Origin of the sequence: Bradyrhizobium sp. 521_C7_N1_3 (genome assembly GCF_052075975.1) — a bacterium.
GTDB lineage: Bacteria > Pseudomonadota > Alphaproteobacteria > Rhizobiales > Xanthobacteraceae > Bradyrhizobium > Bradyrhizobium japonicum.
Genome location: NZ_CP197232.1, coordinates 4,393,942 through 4,413,865 on the forward strand (window position 1 = coordinate 4,393,942; position 19,924 = coordinate 4,413,865).

At 60.9% G+C, this 19,924-nt stretch carries 14 protein-coding genes; 6 read left to right on the top strand and 8 right to left on the bottom strand.

From position 1 onward, the window contains the following. Nucleotides 1–98: 98 nt before the first annotated feature. The 5 genes from AB7008_RS20070 to AB7008_RS20090 all read right to left on the bottom strand — a co-directional run bounded on the left by AB7008_RS20070 (nucleotide 99) and on the right by AB7008_RS20090 (nucleotide 4,367). Entirely contained in the window at nucleotides 99–371 is a 273-nt protein-coding gene (locus tag AB7008_RS20070; RefSeq protein ID WP_441259380.1) for a DUF1214 domain-containing protein, read from the bottom strand. A 97-nt stretch (nucleotides 372–468) separates the two neighbouring features. Then, entirely contained in the window at nucleotides 469–924 is a 456-nt protein-coding gene (locus AB7008_RS20075) for a VOC family protein (protein WP_441259381.1), read from the bottom strand. Between the two features lie 368 nt (nucleotides 925–1,292). Continuing rightward, nucleotides 1,293–1,904: a tetratricopeptide repeat protein gene (locus AB7008_RS20080; RefSeq protein ID WP_441259382.1), complete on the bottom strand. Its 612-nt coding sequence runs from the start codon at nucleotides 1,902–1,904 to the stop codon at nucleotides 1,293–1,295. Between the two features lie 369 nt (nucleotides 1,905–2,273). Next, nucleotides 2,274–2,840, bottom strand: coding sequence for a hypothetical protein (locus tag AB7008_RS20085; RefSeq protein WP_441259383.1), 567 nt, complete (start codon nucleotides 2,838–2,840; stop codon nucleotides 2,274–2,276). Nucleotides 2,841–3,395: 555 nt separating this feature from the next. Then, nucleotides 3,396–4,367, bottom strand: coding sequence for an alpha/beta hydrolase family protein (locus AB7008_RS20090; protein WP_264620970.1), 972 nt, complete (start codon nucleotides 4,365–4,367; stop codon nucleotides 3,396–3,398). Between the two features lie 120 nt (nucleotides 4,368–4,487). On the opposite strand from AB7008_RS20090, the gene AB7008_RS20095 reads away from it, so the two are divergent. The 5 genes from AB7008_RS20095 (at nucleotide 4,488) to AB7008_RS20115 (ending at nucleotide 11,612) form a co-directional block, all read left to right on the top strand. Continuing rightward, nucleotides 4,488–5,297, top strand: coding sequence for a LytTR family DNA-binding domain-containing protein (locus AB7008_RS20095; RefSeq protein ID WP_441259384.1), 810 nt, complete (start codon nucleotides 4,488–4,490; stop codon nucleotides 5,295–5,297). Nucleotides 5,298–5,498: 201 nt separating this feature from the next. Further along, on the top strand, nucleotides 5,499–6,437 hold the full coding sequence (locus AB7008_RS20100) for a helix-turn-helix domain-containing protein (protein ID WP_441259385.1): 939 nt from the start codon (nucleotides 5,499–5,501) through the stop codon (nucleotides 6,435–6,437). 137 nt (nucleotides 6,438–6,574) lie between these two features. After that, nucleotides 6,575–7,288 carry an SDR family NAD(P)-dependent oxidoreductase gene (locus tag AB7008_RS20105; protein ID WP_028155876.1) on the top strand — a complete coding sequence of 238 codons (714 nt, stop codon included), beginning with the start codon at nucleotides 6,575–6,577 and terminating at the stop codon, nucleotides 7,286–7,288. 10 nt (nucleotides 7,289–7,298) lie between these two features. Further along, nucleotides 7,299–8,378 carry an NAD(P)H-dependent flavin oxidoreductase gene (locus AB7008_RS20110; protein WP_441261222.1) on the top strand — a complete coding sequence of 360 codons (1,080 nt, stop codon included), beginning with the start codon at nucleotides 7,299–7,301 and terminating at the stop codon, nucleotides 8,376–8,378. A 366-nt stretch (nucleotides 8,379–8,744) separates the two neighbouring features. Beyond that, nucleotides 8,745–11,612: an ATP-binding protein gene (locus AB7008_RS20115; protein WP_441259386.1), complete on the top strand. Its 2,868-nt coding sequence runs from the start codon at nucleotides 8,745–8,747 to the stop codon at nucleotides 11,610–11,612. Nucleotides 11,613–11,888: 276 nt separating this feature from the next. Here AB7008_RS20115 and AB7008_RS20120 read toward each other — a convergent pair whose 3' ends face one another. Continuing rightward, on the bottom strand, nucleotides 11,889–13,118 hold the full coding sequence (locus tag AB7008_RS20120) for a cupin domain-containing protein (protein ID WP_441259387.1): 1,230 nt from the start codon (nucleotides 13,116–13,118) through the stop codon (nucleotides 11,889–11,891). A 640-nt stretch (nucleotides 13,119–13,758) separates the two neighbouring features. On the opposite strand from AB7008_RS20120, the gene AB7008_RS20125 reads away from it, so the two are divergent. Then, complete coding sequence (locus AB7008_RS20125; RefSeq protein ID WP_304493749.1) at nucleotides 13,759–15,021, top strand: patatin-like phospholipase family protein; 1,263 nt, start codon at nucleotides 13,759–13,761, stop codon at nucleotides 15,019–15,021. Nucleotides 15,022–15,084: 63 nt separating this feature from the next. On the opposite strand, the gene AB7008_RS20130 is transcribed toward AB7008_RS20125, so the two are convergent. Beyond that, nucleotides 15,085–18,444, bottom strand: a complete 3,360-nt coding sequence (locus AB7008_RS20130) for an AAA family ATPase (RefSeq protein ID WP_304493750.1) — start codon at nucleotides 18,442–18,444, stop codon at nucleotides 15,085–15,087. Nucleotides 18,445–18,942: 498 nt separating this feature from the next. Further along, a complete protein-coding gene (locus AB7008_RS20135) occupies nucleotides 18,943–19,830 on the bottom strand; it encodes a haloalkane dehalogenase (RefSeq protein WP_441259388.1) in 888 nt (295 codons plus the stop codon). Nucleotides 19,831–19,924: the final 94 nt, after the last annotated feature.

Below are 19,924 nucleotides of genomic sequence, written 5' to 3' on the forward strand. Positions count from 1 at the left end.
AGAAGCGGAAGCTTTGGTTGCCCCCCGACCCGCGAACAGCCTTTGACCGAGATGCCGGCCTTACCGCATCAGTTCATTCGCTGGATATCGCCGGGCTTCTAGCTATAGTTGACAGCCGCTTCCTCCGGTCCGTACAGGCGCAGGATGGCGAAGAAGCCTCGCCTCGGTGCCGTTGCCAGCCAGTTGGCCTCTTTTCCGGCGGGAGGCTTCGGATCGATGTAGAGGTCGGTCGTACCATCAGCGTTCTGCTCCGGCTTGTCACGCGATCCGAGCGATGGGAAACGCCTTGTCTCTGTCGCCAAGTCGGAAGCATTTTCCGCCTCGTATTGACATTGAGGGAAAAGGCTCCGTTGTCCGCCCCCTTGCAGCACTTCCGAGATGGGTCAGAAGCAGACACTTGGCGCCTACAGCCCGCTGAAATGGAAAGCTTGAACCGATCGAGATGTGTACGAGCCCGCTCGAAGCGCGTCAGGCGTACCCATCGTCTGGGTTGAAGGCCGCACCAGCAGCAAAGACGCCGGCGCCGGGAACGTAGTTAACCTCAAGTCGAATGCCGTCCGGATCTTCGAACAGAACGTAATAGTAGCCTGGGGCCCAGGCACCTTCCAGGGGGCCGCGAACAATGGTGGCGCCGACCTCGAGGAGCAAAGCAGCGCAGCGATCTACGTCTTCTCGGGTGCGGGCGCGTAAACATAGATGATGCAACCCGACCCTGGCCTGGACGAAGCGTTCGCTTGCGTGCTCCGGAGCACAAGGTTCAATACCGATGGCGGTTCGACCGCCGACGCAATAGAAAAATTTCTCAGTGTCGCAGACCGGAGTCATCCCCATGGCAGGTAGAAGCTTGCCGTAAAAGTTGCGCGCAGCTGAAAAATTGGAGACCGTCAGGATGGCGTGGGCCATTCCGTTGATTTCGATCATCATTCAGATCCTTTGCTTGGCAGAAAGACTCCTTAGTAAGGGTTTTGCGCCCGGGATCCTGCTGCAGTACGCTTACGCGTACAAGCTACCTTGATGCGCGGCGGGGAAGATGCCGACGCGATGCCAGCAAGTAAGTCTGGTCCTTGATAGGCGCCCGCATGGCTTCGGGGCTGCGGTTCGCCGTCGGCACGTCCACACGCAGATTTGCCACGAGGTTAAAGCGCTGGTCGAGGGCCGCGCCGCCGAAGTCCGGTCCGCCCTAAACAGCCGACCCGACGCGGGTTTCAACGATCTTCGCCTTCGCGCCATGAACAGACATAGCCTCACCCGTCGCGTTAGCGCCGAGCTCTGACCGCCGTTGCAAAGCGTCTCTAATAAACTAGGCTAGTGGGCGGCTTCTCTAGCGCGGCGGCCAACGACCGGTACTCCTCGCAGCCAGTCCCGCAAATGGATGCAATCCGGCCGAGGTGATAGAGCGCTTGCTCGCGGTTGCCCCGCTCGAGCTGCCACAGTCCATAATACTGCCACGTCAGCACGTGGTTCGGATCGGCCTTGAGCGCGCGCTCGTACCAGACCTGCGACTGCTCGTAGTCACCGAGCTTGCGGTAGGAGTAGCCGATGAGGTTGGCGACGTTTGGATGGTCGTCGTGGCCGAGCGTTTTCAATTGCTCAATCGCAGAGGCATAGTCAGTGCGGTCGTAGATCGCCGAATAGGCTGCGCGATACCCATGAGCAAAGGCGGGGGCGTCGAACAGGGACTGCTTGGCTTTTTTGGCCTTGGGCGCGTGAGTGGCCTTGGCGCCCGACCGCTTCGGGTATGACGAAGGCGGATAAGCGGAGCGTTGCCCCATCCCGCCATAGTCTGCCTCACTGCCACCTGGCTCAGTGCCCGGGGCCGCTACAGCCGGAGTGACCGAGAACGCAGCGATCAGCGCAATCGAACACGTTGCCAGCGTCACAATCCTGATTATCAAGTTGGCCATGGAAACCTCCTGCAAGCTACGCCTTCGAGCTCTCTATCCAGCCGAACATGTTAACCCGGCTTACCTCAAACATTGCTGGAAAGGTATTTAGAAAAAACGAGATTTGGTGTGACAGCAATGTTGTCTTATGAGTCGGTCAATGTCCGCAGCGGGTCACACCCGGAAGAACTCGGGCTGAGCATATCAAGTCTGCTTCACCCCCAAGGAGCGGACATCTAGCGGACATGCCGGGTCGACCGCTTGGGGCCAAGCGGACCATCTAACCCAGATTACGAACAGAAGAAGAGCCCAGCTGTGGTGGGCTAGGCTCTCGTTCAGCGATTGATGGCCGCCTCAACAACCGTCTTTACGGCGACATCGGGTTGAGGATCATTTGATTTCCCAGGACGTGTTGTGCGGGATGTCCATCGCAAAATAATCGCCGGAGCCAGCCAGCGCAGGCATAGCTATGCACGCAAATGGTTCGCTTCCGGTGATGCCCTTATACTTACCGGTGCCGCCGGTGATGATATGCGTTCCACAATCCATCTTCGGCTGGGTCTTGTCGAGGTCTCGAGTATCGAAGGTCGAGAAAATCTTATCGCCGTCGCTGTCGGCGAGCACGCACGCGCCGTCAATGTATTTCTTGTCTCCGGACGCGACGTTCAGCGCCACGCAGCGTGCTGACATCTTGTCCAGCATCTTCTCTCCCTTCATGTTTTGAGTGGTCCCGACCGCTTCCAGCGTAGTGGCCTTGCCGAGTTCGGCGGTGTCAATGCTCATCAAGGGTCGAAAAATAAAGTGCGTCACATAAGGAGTAGTCCCCTTCTTTTCAATCGGCTCTCCCGCGACAGCCGCGGGGGCAAAGGACACGAGCGCTGCAGCAAAAGCCGTTGCTTTGGTGAGTCTCATCGCTGCGGTGACTGTGGGGACCATGCGCACGTTGATGAAGTTCATGAGTGCCTCCTTAGATCAAGCGGCGGTTCAGGTCTCCGCCGTGAACTGCCGCGAGGTGAAATCGACCTGCGTATGCTTTCTCCTGTCAAATCGAGTTACGCGCCGGCGCCGAGCGTCAACGTGATCGTGCTTTCTTGATGCTTCGCCTTGGACCGACGAAGTATGTGGGGATGGTGGCTCCAATCATCGGTTGTGACCTCAATACAAGGCTCGACCGAACGACCTGGAATATTAGTATGATAGCATGGAACGCGGCGAACGTCAGCGTCATGCCCGGGTAGCGCGCACCGTCAGCTGTCCTGACCGAATGCGCTGTGAAAAATGCAATTCTCCTGTTGTTCGGATGAAGCACGGGGCACATGGGTGCAGCGACTCTGTGCCGCTCTTCATGCTTTGCGTCGTTCCGCTTGCAACTCAGGAGGTGAGCATTGAGTCACGTCGATCTCCACTGCCACCAATATCCGTAATGTCCGCTTCGGGTCACGAGGGGACGTTCGCTCTGAGCGCGGGAATGTCAACTAACGGCCAAGAACGGACATCCCACTTTAAAACCTGCTACGGCAGCGTCCGCTTGAAGAAGGCGACGATGTCGTGATCGAAGCGCTCATGAAACGCAGCGCGGTCGAAGCCCGGCTTGCTTGTGCAGATTGCCGGCATGCGGGTTGCAAGGTCCGCAGAGCACGGCTTTAGAAAATCGTAGTGCCCGGCGTCAGCCACGACCTGCGTCTCGGGTGGCGTCGGCAAAGCGAGCCGAACGGCTTCCGCATAATAGGGGTGTGGGAGCACTTGATCATCCTCGGCCCGCCAGAGCTGTACCGGCTGGAGGACAGCCGCCAGACCGTTGGTCCCGAAGGCAAAACCGAGAGCGGGCGCGGCCGAGACCACCGCCTTGATTCGCGGATCGTGGGTCCAGACGATATCGGTATTCGGCAGCAACGGGTGCTCTTCCATGATCTGACAGTCTTCGAAGGCGGGATGCGCCTTGCAGTGACTCGGAAGGGTCCGAAGGTCCGGTTCGCCGCCGGCGGCCGCTAGCACCGTCAAGCCGCCAGCCGAGAAGCCGAACGCGCCAACGCGATTGGCATCGAGGCGCCCGTGGTCGCTCCACGCGCCCAGCATGTAATCCGTGAGCAGCTTCAATTGCCGTGGCCGTTCCCAGATTGCGGTAGGGCGGCTTTGGTCGCGCCAGCTATCGCCATTGTGCGTAAGAGCGGCGACGACGAACCCTGCATTGGCCAGGGCCGTGGCGGTGTCGAGGTGCCCGGCATAGGAACCTCCGTGACCGTGCGATATGACCACCAGCGGAAGACCGGTGCCCTCAACCGGCGCGTCGCGGGCGACCATCTGTTGATCGGTCTCGATCGCCTCCAGCTTCGGGGTCATCGTGGTCGGATACCAGACGCCCACCTCGATAGGTCGGCCTTGCGGATCGTCGATGCTGAAATGCCGGAACCCGACCGCGGCGTCGGCCTGGCCGGCGGTGACGGCGATGAGTACGGCGAAAAAATATGCAATCGTGTAGCGCATGGGAACCTCTCGGCGAGTGGGTTGCCAAGGATCCAGCAAACGGCACAGGCCTGCGCCAGCAATTGTTCGCCAACGGGCGAATGGGTTCGCCGGCGGGCAAACCGCCACTATAGTGGCCTTATGAGTGAAGCGCGCCGGAGTGACTTTCTGCGGGATTGGGCCGTTGACCTCGCGATCGCGAGCGTCTGCGCCATCTTTTTCGGCCTGATCGGGCCGTTTGGTAGCTATCTGAACGGACCGACCTGGCAGCGCGTAGTGTTTCAACTCGCCTGCTTCTTACCCGGAATCCTCCTTTTCGGATCGCTCATCCGGGTGGTGCTGCGGCTCGGCCTGAACCCGGCGATGACCTGGATGTCGATCTTCCTCGGCGTCGTCATCCTGAACGCGCCATTCCAGATCTGGGTCGTGTCGATCGCCGTATCGATGTGGCCTTTCCTGAAAATCCTGCGACCACTCGATTGGTACTTGCAGGGGCTGATCACCGCCTTGCCGATTGTGCTGGGTTTCACCCTTCTCATGCAGGCCCGGTTACATCGCCGGCAACAGGCCAAGGAAGCCGGCGAAGCGCCGCCAACCGCTTTCGGGCTACTCGGTGCGCCACCTTCCGCGGTGCTTTGCCTGCAGATGGAGGACCACTATGTGCGCGTCCACACCGCCGGCAACTCTCGCCTTGTACTGGCAACGCTCAACCAGGCGATGATGGCGCTCGAAAATGCCAATGGCCTGCAGGTACATCGCTCCTGGTGGGTCTCGAGGAAGGCGGTTGTGCGGGCCGTTACCGAGGGCCGCAATCTGCGACTGCAGCTCGTCAATGGGATCACGGCCCCCGTCGCCCGGTCAGCCGTCGCCGTCGTGCGGGAGGCGGGCTGGTTGACGAACGAGAACCCGGCGGGGGGCCGCAGCACCGAAACGGAAATATTGCCCCTATGACGGAGGCCATGTCCGTGGTGGGTCAAAAGCCGGCGGTCGACAGCAGCGTGGCAACGTCGGTTGGGGGCCGATAACGGAAGTGAGCGGCTACACTGCCTGATCGCAGATGCGTGATAGGGCGGAGGCGAGAGTTGCGGTCAGCCACGAGTCCGACCACATTGACGCGGTCGAGCCCGCAGCCTGTCCAAAGGTCACGCCCGCGTGAATTTATTTGGCCGAAATCAGGAATTGACATCTCGGCCGACGCCGTCAGGCGAACGCAGCTCCAATAAATACGGCGTCGCCGGGCTGCTGGCCTCATCCGCCATGCGAGGTTGGTCAAATCTCACGGCAGAGCTTCGCAGCCACCGCGGTACGGTTGCCTGGAATAACCCCCAGCCTGATGCCGAGATCTGTGTTGATGTGCGCGGTAGCCGGTCCGTTGTCACGCGTCGGCTGGACGGGGCCATCGACTCGACCATCTCCGAACGTGGAACCATCTGGTTTCGTCCGGCCGGCGTGCAGCAAGGCCTGATCGACATGTCCGAGCCGGTGCCCGCGATTTTGCATCTTTACCTACCGACCGGTTTGTTCTTGTCGCATGATCTGGGTGAAGGGTTCGACGCGACGGCGATCGATTCACTCCGCCACAAGGGCGGCTTCCGCGATCCACTGCTTGCCGAGATTGCCTTTGCCATCATGCTCGAACTGGAACACGAGACGTCCGCAGGCAGGCTGCTCGCCGAAACCCTGGCATTGAGTCTGGCGGCAAGATTGATCCAGAACCATACCGCGCCGCGGTCCGGTCTGGTCACGCCGGCCGCAGGGGAGGGGCTCGACCGACGCAGATTGGCGCGCGTGCTCGACTACATCGAAGCCAATTTGGAGGGCGATCTGACGGTAGCGCGGCTGGCCTCGGTTGCCTGCCTGAGCGAGTTTTATTTCGCGCGCGCGTTCAAGGCCGCCATCGGCAAATCGCCGCATCGGCATGTCAGTGAAAGGCGCCTCGAACGCGCCAAGGATCTGCTCTGCGATGCGGACCGGGCCTTGGTCGATATCGCCCTCGGGCTCAGTTTTTCGTGCCAGGCCAATTTCACCCGCGCATTCCGGCGAGCTACGGGCCAGACACCGGCGCAATATCGGCGAAACCGGCTGGCTTGACTTTGTTACCGATGTAACGATCTGCGTCCACCGACGGCAGGAAATGACAATAGCTGAGCAGGCGATGCAAAGCGGCATTGCCTCGATCAGGGTAACTGTTCGCCCATCCATGCACTTTGCGTGAAGGAGAGGCGAATATGACTTCCGAACGGAAGGTTGCCGTCATCACCGGAGCATCGCGCGGCATTGGCGCAGGGTTGCTCGAAGCCTACCGGGATATCGGCTATCACGTGGTTGCCAGTTCTCGTTCGATCGGCAGGAGCGACGATCCGTCGATGCTCGCGGTCGATGGCGACATCGCCAGCGCAAAGACGACCGATCGTATCGTGGAACTGGCCATCGAGCGCTTCGGACGGATCGATACGCTCATCAACAATGCCGGCCTGTTCATAGCGAAGCCCTTTACCGAGTATTCTGAGGCCGACTTCGCCAAGATGGTCGGGGTCAATCTCGCGGGCTTTTTCAATCTGACGCAGCGGGTGGCGGCGAGGATGCTGCTCGCGGGTTCGGGTCACATCGTCAATATCACGGCCACGATCGCCGAGCAGCCGATGGCGTCCCTGGCGGCGGCGCTCGCGGCGCTAACCAAAGGCGGGCTCAACGCGATCACCCGCTCGCTCGCGATCGAGTACGCAAGCCGGAATATCCGCGTGAATGCCATATCGCCTGGTGCGATCGCGACCCCAATGCATGCGCCGGAGGCCCATGGCTTCCTCGCAAGCTTGCAGCCGATGGGCCGCATGGGCGAGATACAGGAGGTCGTCGACGCCGTGATGTATCTTGAGCGAGCGGCTTTCGTCACCGGCGAGATCATGCATGTCGATGGCGGCGCGTCCGCCGGCCACTGGTAGGAGGCGTGCGATGTGGTCTAACCGACGTCTTGTTGAATTGTTCAAGATCGAGCATCCGATTTTGCTGGCACCGATGGCCGGATTGGGCACGGTAGACCTTGCAGCCGCGGTCTCGAATGCCGGCGGCATGGGCTCGATCGGCTGCGCCGTCTTGACGCCTGAGTTCATTGCAAAGACCGTTGCCGAGCTACGGCGACTGACGAAGAAACCAATCAATCTCAACTTCTTCTGCCACGATGCGGCAAAGGCGGACGCCGCTCGCGAGCGTGCCTGGCATGAGAAGCTTTCGTCGTATTATCGCGAACTGGGCATCGCCCCCCCAACGGTTGCACCGCGCCTCGATCTCGCTCCGTTCGGCGATGCCGCGTCCGCCGTAGTCGAACAGGTCCGGCCGGAGGTGGTAAGCTTTCATTTCGGTTTGCCCGAGCCCGGATTGGTCGACCGGGTCAAGGCAGCTGGCTGCAAGGTGATCTCATCGGCGACGACGGTCGACGAAGCATGCTGGCTCGAAAAGCATGGCGCCGATGCGATCATCGCTCAGGGGTACGAAGCCGGAGGACATCGAGGCTTATTCCTCGATTCTGACGGCGAGCGCGCGATCGCCTCACAGGCCGGCACGTTCGCCCTTGTGCCACAAGTCGCTGACGCCGTCAGCGTGCCCGTGATCGCAGCCGGCGGGATCGGGGATGGGCGAGGGATCGCGGCGGCGTTCGCCCTCGGGGCCGCCGGCGTGCAGGTTGGAACCGCCTTTCTGCTTTGTACCGAGTCGGCAACGCCTCCGCTCCATCGCGAGGCCCTGCGAAATGCGCGGTTGAGCCAGACTGTCGTGACCAACGTGTTCTCCGGGCGACCGGCGAGGGTTCTGGTCAATCGCCTTGCCGCCGAGATCGGTCCCTGGTCGGACGCGGCGCCCGAGTTTCCGCTGCCCATGGGCGAATTGTCGCCGCTGCGTGCTGCGGCTGAGCAGAATGGAAGCTCCGATTTCACGCCACTCTGGTCAGGTCAGGCGGCCGCGCTTGCCCGCGAGATCCCCGCCAAAATGTTGATGGACTTCCTCGTGCGGGAAGCCACCAAGTCTGGAGGCAGCTGATGTCCGGCTTGGGACACCAACCAAAGTCCGGAATTGGGTCGAAGTCCGGCGTGGTTCGCTGCGGATCGAGCGCCGGTTCGTGAGCTCTCGTGTCGCGCCACCTTGGGCCTCCGCATGGGTACCAGTTCGCTTGTAAAGCGGGGTTCGTCGTTTCCGAGCGATTGCGGCCGCGGCATGGATCAATCTCTCTCGGTTGTATTGACCGAAACCCGAAAGTGGGATCCTGGGGGCTGCCGCGCGCTAACCGGATAGTTCGACGGCGCTTGCCCACTGCCCGGATCAACGTTTAAGCTGATTTCCTGGAGCGGTTCCCTGATCTGATGCTGAGATTTTCCTAGGACTACTCAACCGACGGGGCAGGCCGTGATGGTGGAGCAAGGCCTACGAGCCGTCTATGAGTCGAACGGGTGGGAGATCGATCTTGCCCAGCGTGAGTTGCGGTCCCGAGGTGTTTCCGTTCCGATCGGGAGCCGCACATTCGAAATTCTGGAGATTCTGGTTCGGTCGGGCGGCGAGCTTGTCAACAAGCGCGACCTTATAGATCAGGTGTGGCCGGTTGCGACGGTCGAAGAAAACACGCTCCATTTTCATATATCCGCCATTCGCAAGGCACTCGGCGCCGATCGCGAGTTGTTGAAGACGGTGTCCGGCCGCGGCTATCGCCTGCTCGGCATCTGGACCGTGCGGCCGGCAACCGGACCGGGACATCCACTCTACCCAAAGGAAAGCGCATCGGCGCAACCATTAGCGTCGACCAACCTGCCGCAGCCGGCTTCGGCGTTGATTGGCCGCACCGCCGAGCTCGCGGAAATCTCGAAGCTTGTCCTTGCCCACCGGCTCGTCACCCTGACCGGGGCGGGGGGCATCGGCAAGACACGGCTCGCGCTCGCGGTCGCTCGTGAACTGCTGCCGCATTTTCCAGAGGGCGTGTGGCTGGTCGAGTTCTCGCCGCTCGCTGATCCCAGTCTGGTTCCCATAGCGCTCGCTGCCGCGATCGGGCTCAAGTTCGGCGGAGGTGAAATTTCGACGCAGCGCGTGGCGCTGGCACTGGCAGCGCGGCGCTTGTTGGTGGTGATGGACACCTGCGAGCATGTGATCGACGCCGCGGCGAGGATGGCCGAGGGCGTGCTGCGAGCCGGATCCTCGGCTCAGATCATCGCAACCAGTCGCGAGCCGCTCCGGGCCGAGGGGGAGCAGGTCTACTGGGCGCAGCCGCTCTCGATTCCGACGGAGGACGCGGACGATATCCTCGAATACGGCGCCGTCAGACTGTTCATCGAACGTGTACGAGCGACCGAGCCAGGGGCGGTTCTGGATGGCCATCGGGCCAAGACGATCGCGGCGATCTGCCGGCGTCTTGATGGCATACCGCTCGCGATTGAAATGGCGGCGGCACGTGTCACGGCTCTCGGTGTCGAAGAACTCGCCGGTCACCTTGACGATCGCTTTCAGTTGCTGACCGGAGGGCGGACGGCGCTGCCGCGGCACCAAACTCTGCGGGCGACCTTCGATTGGAGCTACGAGCTACTGACGGAGCCTGAGCTGGTGCTCCTCCGCCGGCTCGCGGTCTTCGCCGGCGCCATCGACCTAGAGGCGATCTGCGCGGTGGTAACGGGCGCCGGGATCGCTTTGCCGGAAGTGGTCGATGGAATTTCCAGCCTGGTTTCGAAGTCGCTCGTTGTGGCGGAAATCGATGCCACCACGGCGCGCTACCGCCTATTGGATACGACCCATACGTATGCCCTCGAAAAGCTCGGCGAGAGCGGGGAACGGGAACGGCTCGCGCGCCGCCATGCCGAATATTACCGGGACTTGTTCGAGCGGGCTGAAGCGGAGCTGGAGATGCGCCCCACGGTCGACTGGATGGGCGACTACGGACGGCACATCGACAACCTGCGCGCGGCGCTGGGTTGGGCCTTTTCACCCGGCGGTGACGTGCAGATTGGCGCGGGGCTGACCGCGGCCGCAGTGCCCCTATGCGTCCACTCGTCGTTGCTGGAGGAATGCCGCGGCCGCGTGGAGCGGGCGATCGCCGCCCTTGGGGGTGCCGTCAATGGCGACGCGCGCCTCGAGATGAAGCTGCATACCGCGCTCGGTACGACCCTGATATTTGTCACCGACGCGAAAATTCCCGCGCTCGGCGAAGCCTGGACAAGGGCGCTGGAGCTTGCAGAGAGGCTTGACGATGTCGAGCACCAATTGCGGTCGCTGTTAGGCCTGTGGTTCTTTCACCGGGTTGCCGGCCGACTTCGCGCCTCCTTGACCGCCGCGCAACGATTCAGCGCCCTTGCGGCCAGCCGGTCAAATTCCAACGATCGGCTGATCGGTGAGCGATTGATCGGCATCTCGCAGCAATGCCTCGGCGATCAACCGAGCGCGCGGTATCACCTCGAACGCATGCTCGCGCACTATGTTCCTCCCGTCCAAACGTCGCGGATCAGCCGTTTCCGGAGCAACCAGCGGGTGACCGCCGGCGCCTTTCTGGGCCGGACCCTGTGGCTGCAGGGATTGCCGGATCGCGCAATGCGCGTCACCGAAACATACCTGCATGAGGCAGCTGCCAGCAGACACGTCAACTCGGTGTGTTACATCGTCGCCAACGCAGCATGCCCGATCGCGCTGTGGTGCGGCCATATGGATGTCGCAGACCATTACGTGGCAAGGCTGATCGACCTTTCGACCAGGCATTCGCTGATGCGCTATGTTGCCTTTGCCCGCAGCCATCAAGGACTGCTTGCGATCAAGCGCGGAGATACCCCCGGCGGATTGCTGCTGCTGCGATCAGGCATCGACGAACTCGGCGACGAAGTCAACGCATCGCATCGCTATTTCCTGTTCGTTGGTGAGATGGCGGAAGGCTTGGGGCGCGTCGGGCAGGTGGGCGAAGGACTTTCGGTGGTACACGATGCGATCGCGCGCGCAGAGGAGACCGAAGAACGCTTGAGCATCGCCGAGCTGCTGCGCATCAAGGGCGAACTGCTGCTGTTGCAAGGTGCGCCCGGCGCCGCGGCGACGGCCGAGGATCAGTTTTGCGAGGCGTTGAAGTGGGCGAGCCTGCAAGGCGCCCTGTCCTGGGAACTACGCGCCGCCACAAGCTTGGCACAGTTGTTTCGCGATCAGGACCGACCGGCTGACGCGAAGGCGCTGCTACAACCGATCTACGACCGGTTTACCGAAGGTCTCGACACCGCCGACCTTAAGCGAGCAAGAGATCTCTTGCGTGATCTCGGTTGAGCCAATCTCCGTTCTTTGGGGGGCAGGTGTCAGCGCCAGGCCCAGCATGCTCACTCCCATCAGTGCAGCGATGGGGTACGGATGCGGGGAAATTCCATTTGTCGTAGGTATTGCGATCGCAAGCCAAACTCTCTGGCCATCAGCTTCAGAAATGACGTGACTTCGCGAAAAACATCGCGTGCGGCGTTCGCGCCATCCACTTCATCGCGCAAGTGCGCGGCGCGCTGCCCATCGGGCGCCCAACGCGTGCGCCGCGATGCACTCCGACTTAGGCGGTTATTCCGGCACGACCAGAGCCTTGTTCGTGCGCAGCGCGCTCATCACCTTCGGATCGAGTTTGAGATGGGCTTGCACCAGTCCCGGAGGTGTTGCCGCCATCCAGGTATCGAGAGAGAAATCGATAAAGCGGTCACTCTTGAACGTCTCGAGAAATCGAAAGTTGGTCGAGCCGGTATTCTCGAGATAGTGGCCCATCGCCACTGGGACGTAACCAACGTCGCCGGCCTGCAGATCAAATGTGCGCGCCTGCCCCTGGCCGGCAAACACACCCATGCGCGCCTGTCCCTCGATGACGTAGAGCCACTCGTCTCCGTTAGGGTGCCAGTGCACCTCGCGCAATCCGCCAGGCTCGAGTTCGACCAGGGCTGCTGCGGTCGTGGTGCTGATTGGAAACAAACGGGAGTCGGTGATCCGGACCGTTCCGCTCTTTGTCTTGATGGGCACCTGCTCCATCATCCGCCACGTGTAGCTCGTCTCCGACGCCTTTGCGCCCGATATGGCTTCCGATCCGAGCGGCCCCGGCAACGGAGCCAGGAAAATATAGCGCTCGCTTTCATCGGGGGTGTGGCCGAACAACGAGGCAGGCACTCCGAAATTCTTGCCCAGCACATCGGTCGGTATGCGCTTGAACCAGTCGTTGAGCAGGAAGGTGTTGTCTTCGTCGAAATCGCCATCGTCGAACACGAGAAGAAATTCGCAGCCGTCGGGGCCGAGGCCCTGGATCGAGTGCGGGGTTCCGCCCGGGAAGAACCAGAGATCTCCGACGCCGACGTCATCGACGAAATAGCGTCCCTCGGAATCGACGGCCGTCACGCGAGCCGTGCCATAGAGCATGTAGGCCCATTCTGACGCCTTATGCCAATGCAGCTCACGCACACCGCCCGCGTTCAGGCGCATATTCACGCCGGCCATGGACTTGGCAATGCCCAGCTCACGCTGCGTGACCTGGCGGGTCCAGCCGCCCGGCTCAAGCCGCATATGGGCATCCGAGAACGAGAAGCGCAGGTTCGGCAAGGTGCCATGATCGGTCGACGGCGGTACCAGCAGATCCGGGTTTTGCCGATCCCGCACGAGATTGCGCGGACCGGGATCGGTGCCGCCGTGACCCGGTCGCTGTGGCTGAGGAATTGCGCTGCCCGGGGTTTGCGCGTGCGCCAGCCCAACGCTCGTTAGAAGACCTCCGGTAGCAGTCGCTGCCAACATATGGCGACGAGAAATGGAATCCATGCGCGGTTCTCCCATGATTCCAGGCTACAATTCTTCTGCGCACGACACCTGCGCCTGACGTCTCCGAGCGTCGTCCGTTGGAAGCGGTTGACACTATCAAAGCAGTACACTTCGATATTTCTCGTTAGCACGAGTTCCGGCGGCTTCCGGCAGGGCAAGCGCTAGCATTGGCACTGTCCGCCTCGATGCTTCGATAACCGTATCGGTTTTCGAACCAGGCCGTGACCCCATAGATCGGCCGAGGTGACGGCTCGCGAGAGTCCGCGAAGTTTCGGTAGCGAACATATTCCGCATCGAACCGGAATGACGTGATGGGCCAATAACGGAAGTCGCGATTGGACAACAGGTCCGCTGCCATAGTCGGCAATAAATATCGTACGTGAAATGGTTCACAGATGGACGGGCCAGACAGCGATAGGCTGAGCGGACTCTTGGCCGACGTGCGCCAGTGGGATCAGCAGATTCGAGATCGGACATCGACGTCCACCGCCCCGTCGCACGTATCGTATTTCGCAATGCTGGCTCTATGAACTGTCAAATTTGGTTCGATGGCATTCTGTGCGGCCGAGAGCCCAAGAACGACCAATCTCTTCACGCAATTCTCAAAGTTGATTGGAGAATAAGCCACACGATAAATCAGATGGAGGATCCGATGGTAAAGAGAGCGATTGCGCTCGGCGGAGGCGGTCCGGCAGCAGGATTGCACATCGGGGTTCTGGAAGCCCTTGCCAACGCAGATATAAAGTTTGACGTGTGGGCTTTGTCCTGCATCGGCGCCTGGGTTGGGATCGTCTACAATCAGTTTGATGGAATTGAAAACAAAGCCAGGGCGGACAAGACCTATCAATTCTTCAAGAATGGCGTGTTTCGAGACGACGAAGGCTATAAGCGATTCCCCATAAACACCGTGTTTGGTCCGGATTGGGCAGGAAGCATGAGCAGGGCTCTGACCAGCTTCGTCATGGATCCCAAGAACTATCTGCATTTATGGGACCCATCGACCACGGTGAATGCCTTCAGGGAGTCTATGTCGCTCTGGTTCCCTCAACAGAAATTCACGATCCCGGACGACGGAGACATCAACAGATGGATCCTTAATCAGGTCCTGGCACCCAATCCCTTCGTTCGCTATCTCACGTCAATGATGTACTTGTCCCATGTCACTGGCCTCTCCAAGATCAATTATCCGAAGAGCCAGTTCATGAAGAGCATCAATTTCGATGCGCTCAAAGAGCCTGGAAAGCCCGTCATATTTCACAATGCCTGGAATCTTGATGACCATAAGCTCGCGTTGTTTTCCAACCGACCAATGATCCAGCAAGCCGACAAGAAAGAGTACAAAGGGCCAATCAGCGCGTCCAGCCTATGTGCGTGCTCAGCTCTTCCCTTCATCGAAGAAACAGTTGAGATCGACGGAGTTACGTACTGCGAAGGAGCACTGATCGACACGGTCAACTTCGAGAGCTTGCTCGAGGAGCACCGTGATCTGGACGAAATATGGGTGAGCAGGATCGTCGACTCGAAGCAGGTCCGCAAACCGAAAGACCTTCATGATGCCTTGGCGAATCTCTGCCAATTATTCGCAGCGACCGTTGGCGAAGATGACGTCAGGATCTTCAAATATCACGTGCAGTACGACGAACCCAAATGGGAAGGTATAATCGTCGAGATCCAGGTGCCGGGGCACATCAATTTCAAATGGAATCACAGCAATCTCTATAACGGGCGAGAGCTGGGAAGAGCCGCTGCGGAACAGGCAATCAAGAGGTATCACGCACATGCAGACCTCGATCCGCATCCTGGGCCACACTTCATAAATGAGCATCCAGAGAAGAACGACAAGGAGGGATGGCAAAAGGTGAAAGATACGTATCGCAAATGCCAAGAGCGAGCGGACGCCTAGTGCCAAAGGCAAGTAGCTCTACGACCACCGAGCTGGACTCCAATATCTGTGATCCGGGCAGAATTACTGCAGTCGATCGAGCAGTGCCTTCGCTTGCTTTAGATCCTGCGTTTCAAAACCCTCGGCGAACCCGGCGTAGATGGGCGCGAGCAGATTGAGCGCGTCCTTGCGTCTGCCCTGATCGACCCACAAGGCGCCGAGGTCCACTGCAACTCGAAGTTCAAGGGCCTTGGCGTGCTGGCTTCTTGCAGCTGTCAATGCGTGATCAAACAGTGATTGCGCCTCGGTGCCGGCTCCCGGTACGCCATCGAAGAGCAGCACGCGCGCCTTCAGGCGATAGAGTTCGGCCTCAAATATCCGCTCGCTATTGCGGTTGGTCGTAGCAAGCCCCTGTTCGATCAGCTCGAGCGTGGCTTCGCGCTGACGGCTCGACAACAAGGCCGGACTCAGGAGCACGTATAGGGCCGTGATGCCGAGCTGATAACCCGCGTTGCGATATTCGTTCATCGCAGCCTGGATTTCCGCGAGCGCGGCGGACGAAGGATCGAGAAAGCTGGCACTTATCCCCCGGACGGCGCGCGCCAGTCCTCGCCATTGCCGGAATCCGTGCTCCTCCGACAAGGCGAGACAGCGCTCGGCATAGCCGTGCGCAGTCAGGAATTCGCCCCGAAGAGCGTGGAGAATGGACGCATAATAGCAGCCATAGGCCTGCGAATGCGGATGACCGATAGCGTCGGCACGCCGAATGGCGGTGTCCAGTCGTGCGAGCGCCGTATCGGGGCGGCCCAGCAGCCAGAGCGCCCAAGACATCAGGGCAAGGTCGGCCACGCCCGCATCCTGGCCGGCGGCACGCGCCGCCAATCTGTCCTGCTCATTGCTTGCCTCGAACGCTTCGAAGGCCTGTACGATCACTTCGTGGGCCCCTGTGAGATGTCCCATGAAAAGTCGAATCATGCCTTGTCCACGCATCGCGTTGAGCAACGTTGGTCGATCGCCGCGCGCCTCCGCGAGTGCGAGCAGCGCCGAGATCATTTCCTCGGCGACAGGCAACTCGCCACGAATGACGCTCGCGGTGGTCAACCAGAACATGATCTGTAGTTGCTCGGGGGGGTCTTCGAGGCGCTGGCAAAGCTCGCGTGCGCGAGCGAAGATCGCCACCGCATGTGGCGATGCCGGTCCCTGGGTAGCGATCAGGCATGGTCCCAGCGCGAACTGGAAATCGAGCTCTCGTCTGTCCTTCCGAGCACCGTCGGGCAGATGGGCCAACACCTCGATGCCCTTCCGCAAGTGTGCGATAGCTTCGAGGTTGGCGGAGCGCATGGCCGCCTTCCTTCCCGCCTGGAGCCAATATTCTCCTGCCTTTTGGAACAGTCCCGCCTCGGTAAGGTGGAGCGCGAGAGTCTCGGGTTGAGCCTCCACGATTTCCGGGAACTGTTGCTCGAACACGTCCGCGATGGTGGCGTGCAGCGTAGCGCGCCGGCTCTTCAGAAGCCCGGATTCGGCAGCGTCGCGTACCAGCGCATGCTTGAAAGTATAGACCGCCCGGGGTATCTCGCCCCGGCAGAATATCAGCTCCGCCCTGACAAGTTGGGCAAGCGCCTCCTCGAGCGTCTGCCTTGGCAACTCGGCAACCGCGCTCAGCAGTTCATAGGAGAACTCGCGCCCCACGACGGCGCCGATCTGAGCCACGTATTTCACCGGAGCCAATCGGTCGAGCCTGGCCATCAGCGATGCGCTCAACGTCGTCGGAATCGCCATCGATGGTAGCGGACGGCTGAGCGTGTAATGGTCGTCCCGCTCCTGTAGCAGCCCGGTTTCGAGCACGGCCTTCGTCAGTTCCTCGACGAACAAGGGTACGCCATCGGTACGGGCGAGAATTTGGTGCATGACCTCCTCGGGGAGCGTCTTGCCGGCGGTGACGCGCTCGACCAATGCCGCCCCGTTGCGCCGACTGAGCCGCGTGAGCGAGATCGTCGTCACATGGGCATGACCAGGCCAGGGCGGCGCGAACTCCGGTCTCGCCGTGATCAGCAGCAGCACGCGAAGCCGCGGCAGCTTTTCCAGTGTAACCGCGAGCAGCTCCAGCGAAGTCGGATCCGCCCAATGGGCGTCCTCGAATATGACGAACACCGGCTGACGCGCCGCCAATGCTTCGAGCTGGGCCAGGAGCGCTGCCAGCGTCATGTCCTTGCGGTTCTGCGGAGTCATTTCGGGAAGGCGATAGCGGTCGCTGAGCGGAAGCGACAGAAGATTGGCCAGGGCCGGCACCACGCGGTCTGCATCGGCGCCAAACCGCAGGAGCAGAGCTTCAAGCTTGGCAAACTTCTCCGTCGGCGTCTCGCCTCGCTCGAACCGGGCGGCACGTTCGAGGTTGGCGATGAACGGATACAGCGCACTGTTGGCGTGGTGTGCCGAGCAGAAGTGCCGTACCGTAATGTGCGGTTCGGCCTGGAGCCGCTCTTGAAGCGCGAGCGCGATATGCGACTTACCGATACCCGGCTCTCCAGTTAGAACCACGACGCAGCCTTCGCCCGACGCGGCATGCCGCCAGCGCCGCAACAGCAGCTCGATCTCCTCGTCACGCCCGATTAGCGGTGTCAATTGCGTCTTGTGCTGGGCCTCGAAGCGGCTTTCCACTCCACTGATCCCGAGCACCTGCCATGCGGGTATTGGCTCCGCCCATCCCTTGAGCGCGACAGAACCGAGATCGCGGTACTCGAAATGTCCATCGGTGAGCTGGTGCGTGCTCTCGGAGATCAGCACCATGCCGGGCTCGGCGAACTGCTGCAGGCGAGCGGCCAAGTTCGGTGTCTCACCAATCACCGCCTGCTCCTTGGCGGCGCCTTCGCCGGTCAGATCGCCCACGACGACCATTCCGGTGGCGATGCCAACGCGGACCTGTAGTCTCGTACCGATATCTGTCTGGAGATTGGCCACGGCATCGACCAGTGCCAGCCCCGCACGTGTCGCCTGCTCGGCATCGTCTTCGTGCGCCTGGGGATAGCCGAAATAGGCAAGCACGCCATCCCCCATGTACCGCGCGATGACGCCCTCACTCCGGGCGATAACATCCGCGATGCAGTCGTGATAGGCGCCGATGACTGCGCGCAAATCCTCCGGATCCAGTCGGACCGAAAGTGCCGACGAATCCACGAGATCGCAAAACATGACCGTCAGTTGGCGCCGCTCGGCACTGTCCCGCGGCGCTGGCTTGGCGGCCGTTCGGACTGATACAAGGGCTTCGCTCTTGAGTTCTGCAATTGCGCGCAGAATTTTGCGCCGGTGCCCAAGCAGGACGCCAAGGTCCTTGAGGTCCTGCTCCGTGAGATCGCTAACGACCGAGAAATCGATGGCGTTCTCGGCGAAACGTTGGGCGTACTCCCCCAAACCGATCGATGCGAGCCACTCTGCAGTACCTGTCATGGGATACCTATGGCCTATGCGATAAGAATAGCACATTGGAATAGCCTGCGAAGGCGCATCTATCGCCGGAAGCGCAGATCGCCGGACCTCTCGCCCAATTGAAAGGGCTGCGGCGAAAACTGGATGCTGCCAAGCGATGTCGCAGTTGGGGCAAAAGCCGACATCAAGCAGACGGCCACGATAGGTCTGCCATGAGCCAAGAGCGGTCCGCGGCGAGGCCGGACGCAATATGCACTTTGTGCCAAAATGCGGATTCAAGATGGGGCGCAACTGATGTTCGATTTATCACGCCGCATTTGCGAGGTGCGCCTATCGCAAACCTGTTGGTTGGCGGTTGACCGAGAATCGGGCGACGCTGATCTGTAATGTGAGATCTTGTCAGGCTCATTGTGTAGGCGGTTGTCTGAGGCCCATATCAACGAAGCATTCCGCCTCTCTCCTCGCGATATCGTCGCCGATCGCTGTTGCATGATCCTGACATCGAAGCCCCGGCCGCCGTCAGCCCGACGCCTCCATCCAGCCGGCGACGGCCCGTCCGATCTCGTCCGGCGAATCTTCCTGGACAAAATGGAGTCCCGAGATCGTCACCTCGGTCTGTGCCGGGAGGCTGCGGGCCAAATCGAGAACCGGGCCATGGGCGAGGATCCCACCAGGCTCCGCCCGCAGGAACAACTTGGGTATATGGCTCGTCTTGAGCCAGTCAGCGTAGGCGGTCACGATCGCAGTCACGTCGGCGGGCTCGCCCTCGATGGGGATTTGCCTGGGCCATGTCAGCGTCGGACGCCGGCCCTCGCCAGGCTCGGCGAACGGCCGTCGATACTCCGCCATATCCTCGTCGGACATCTTGCGAAGGATGGCTCCCGGCAGGATCTTCTCGATGAAGAAACTGTCTCGCAAGACCATTTCCTCGCCTTTCTCGGAACGCAGCCCTTGCAAGGCGTGACGCATTCCGAACTTGTCCCAGTGGTCCCAGTATTGCGGCCCCAAGATCGCCTCCATGTACGCGATACCCTTCACGGCCTCGCGGTGGCGGTTGGCCCAGTCGAAGCCGAGCGCCGAACCCCAGTCATGGATGACGAGGGTGACCCGTTCGCGCACGTCCAGGGACTCGAGCAGGGCGTCGAGATAGCGGCGGTGCTCCACGAAGCGATACGAGTTGGGACCGCTGTCAGGCAGCTTGTCGGAATCGCCCATGCCGATCAGGTCGGGGGCGATGCAGCGACCCAGCGGCTTCAGGTGCGGCAACACATTGCGCCAGAGATACGACGAAGTGGGATTGCCGTGCAGCATTACGATGGGGTCGCCCGTTCCCACCTCCACATACGCCATCTCGCGGCCGAGGACCCGCCGCCGCTGCTTCTTGTAGGGAAATGCCGCAGAGATCATGTTCGCTCTCGCGTTTATAGTTGGGCGCAGCGACACCGCGAAGCCTGCGCAACAGCGCGCCGCTGGGTTCGAGAGTGATCGTACCAGGGCCTTG

Bases quoted from the DNA above. Each gene is read 5' to 3' on its own strand.
- AB7008_RS20090 (WP_264620970.1), bottom strand. From the start codon at position 4,367: ATGCGCTACACGATTGCATATTTTTTCGCCGTACTCATCGCCGTCACC.
- AB7008_RS20075 (WP_441259381.1), bottom strand. From the start codon at position 924: ATGATGATCGAAATCAACGGAATGGCCCACGCCATCCTGACGGTCTCC.
- AB7008_RS20120 (WP_441259387.1), bottom strand. From the start codon at position 13,118: ATGGATTCCATTTCTCGTCGCCATATGTTGGCAGCGACTGCTACCGGA.
- AB7008_RS20085 (WP_441259383.1), bottom strand. From the start codon at position 2,840: ATGAACTTCATCAACGTGCGCATGGTCCCCACAGTCACCGCAGCGATG.
- AB7008_RS20110 (WP_441261222.1), top strand. From the start codon at position 7,299: ATGTGGTCTAACCGACGTCTTGTTGAATTGTTCAAGATCGAGCATCCG.
- AB7008_RS20130 (WP_304493750.1), bottom strand. From the start codon at position 18,444: ATGACAGGTACTGCAGAGTGGCTCGCATCGATCGGTTTGGGGGAGTAC.
- AB7008_RS20095 (WP_441259384.1), top strand. From the start codon at position 4,488: ATGAGTGAAGCGCGCCGGAGTGACTTTCTGCGGGATTGGGCCGTTGAC.
- AB7008_RS20125 (WP_304493749.1), top strand. From the start codon at position 13,759: ATGGAGGATCCGATGGTAAAGAGAGCGATTGCGCTCGGCGGAGGCGGT.
- AB7008_RS20080 (WP_441259382.1), bottom strand. From the start codon at position 1,904: ATGGCCAACTTGATAATCAGGATTGTGACGCTGGCAACGTGTTCGATT.
- AB7008_RS20115 (WP_441259386.1), top strand. From the start codon at position 8,745: ATGGTGGAGCAAGGCCTACGAGCCGTCTATGAGTCGAACGGGTGGGAG.
- AB7008_RS20135 (WP_441259388.1), bottom strand. From the start codon at position 19,830: ATGATCTCTGCGGCATTTCCCTACAAGAAGCAGCGGCGGCGGGTCCTC.
- AB7008_RS20105 (WP_028155876.1), top strand. From the start codon at position 6,575: ATGACTTCCGAACGGAAGGTTGCCGTCATCACCGGAGCATCGCGCGGC.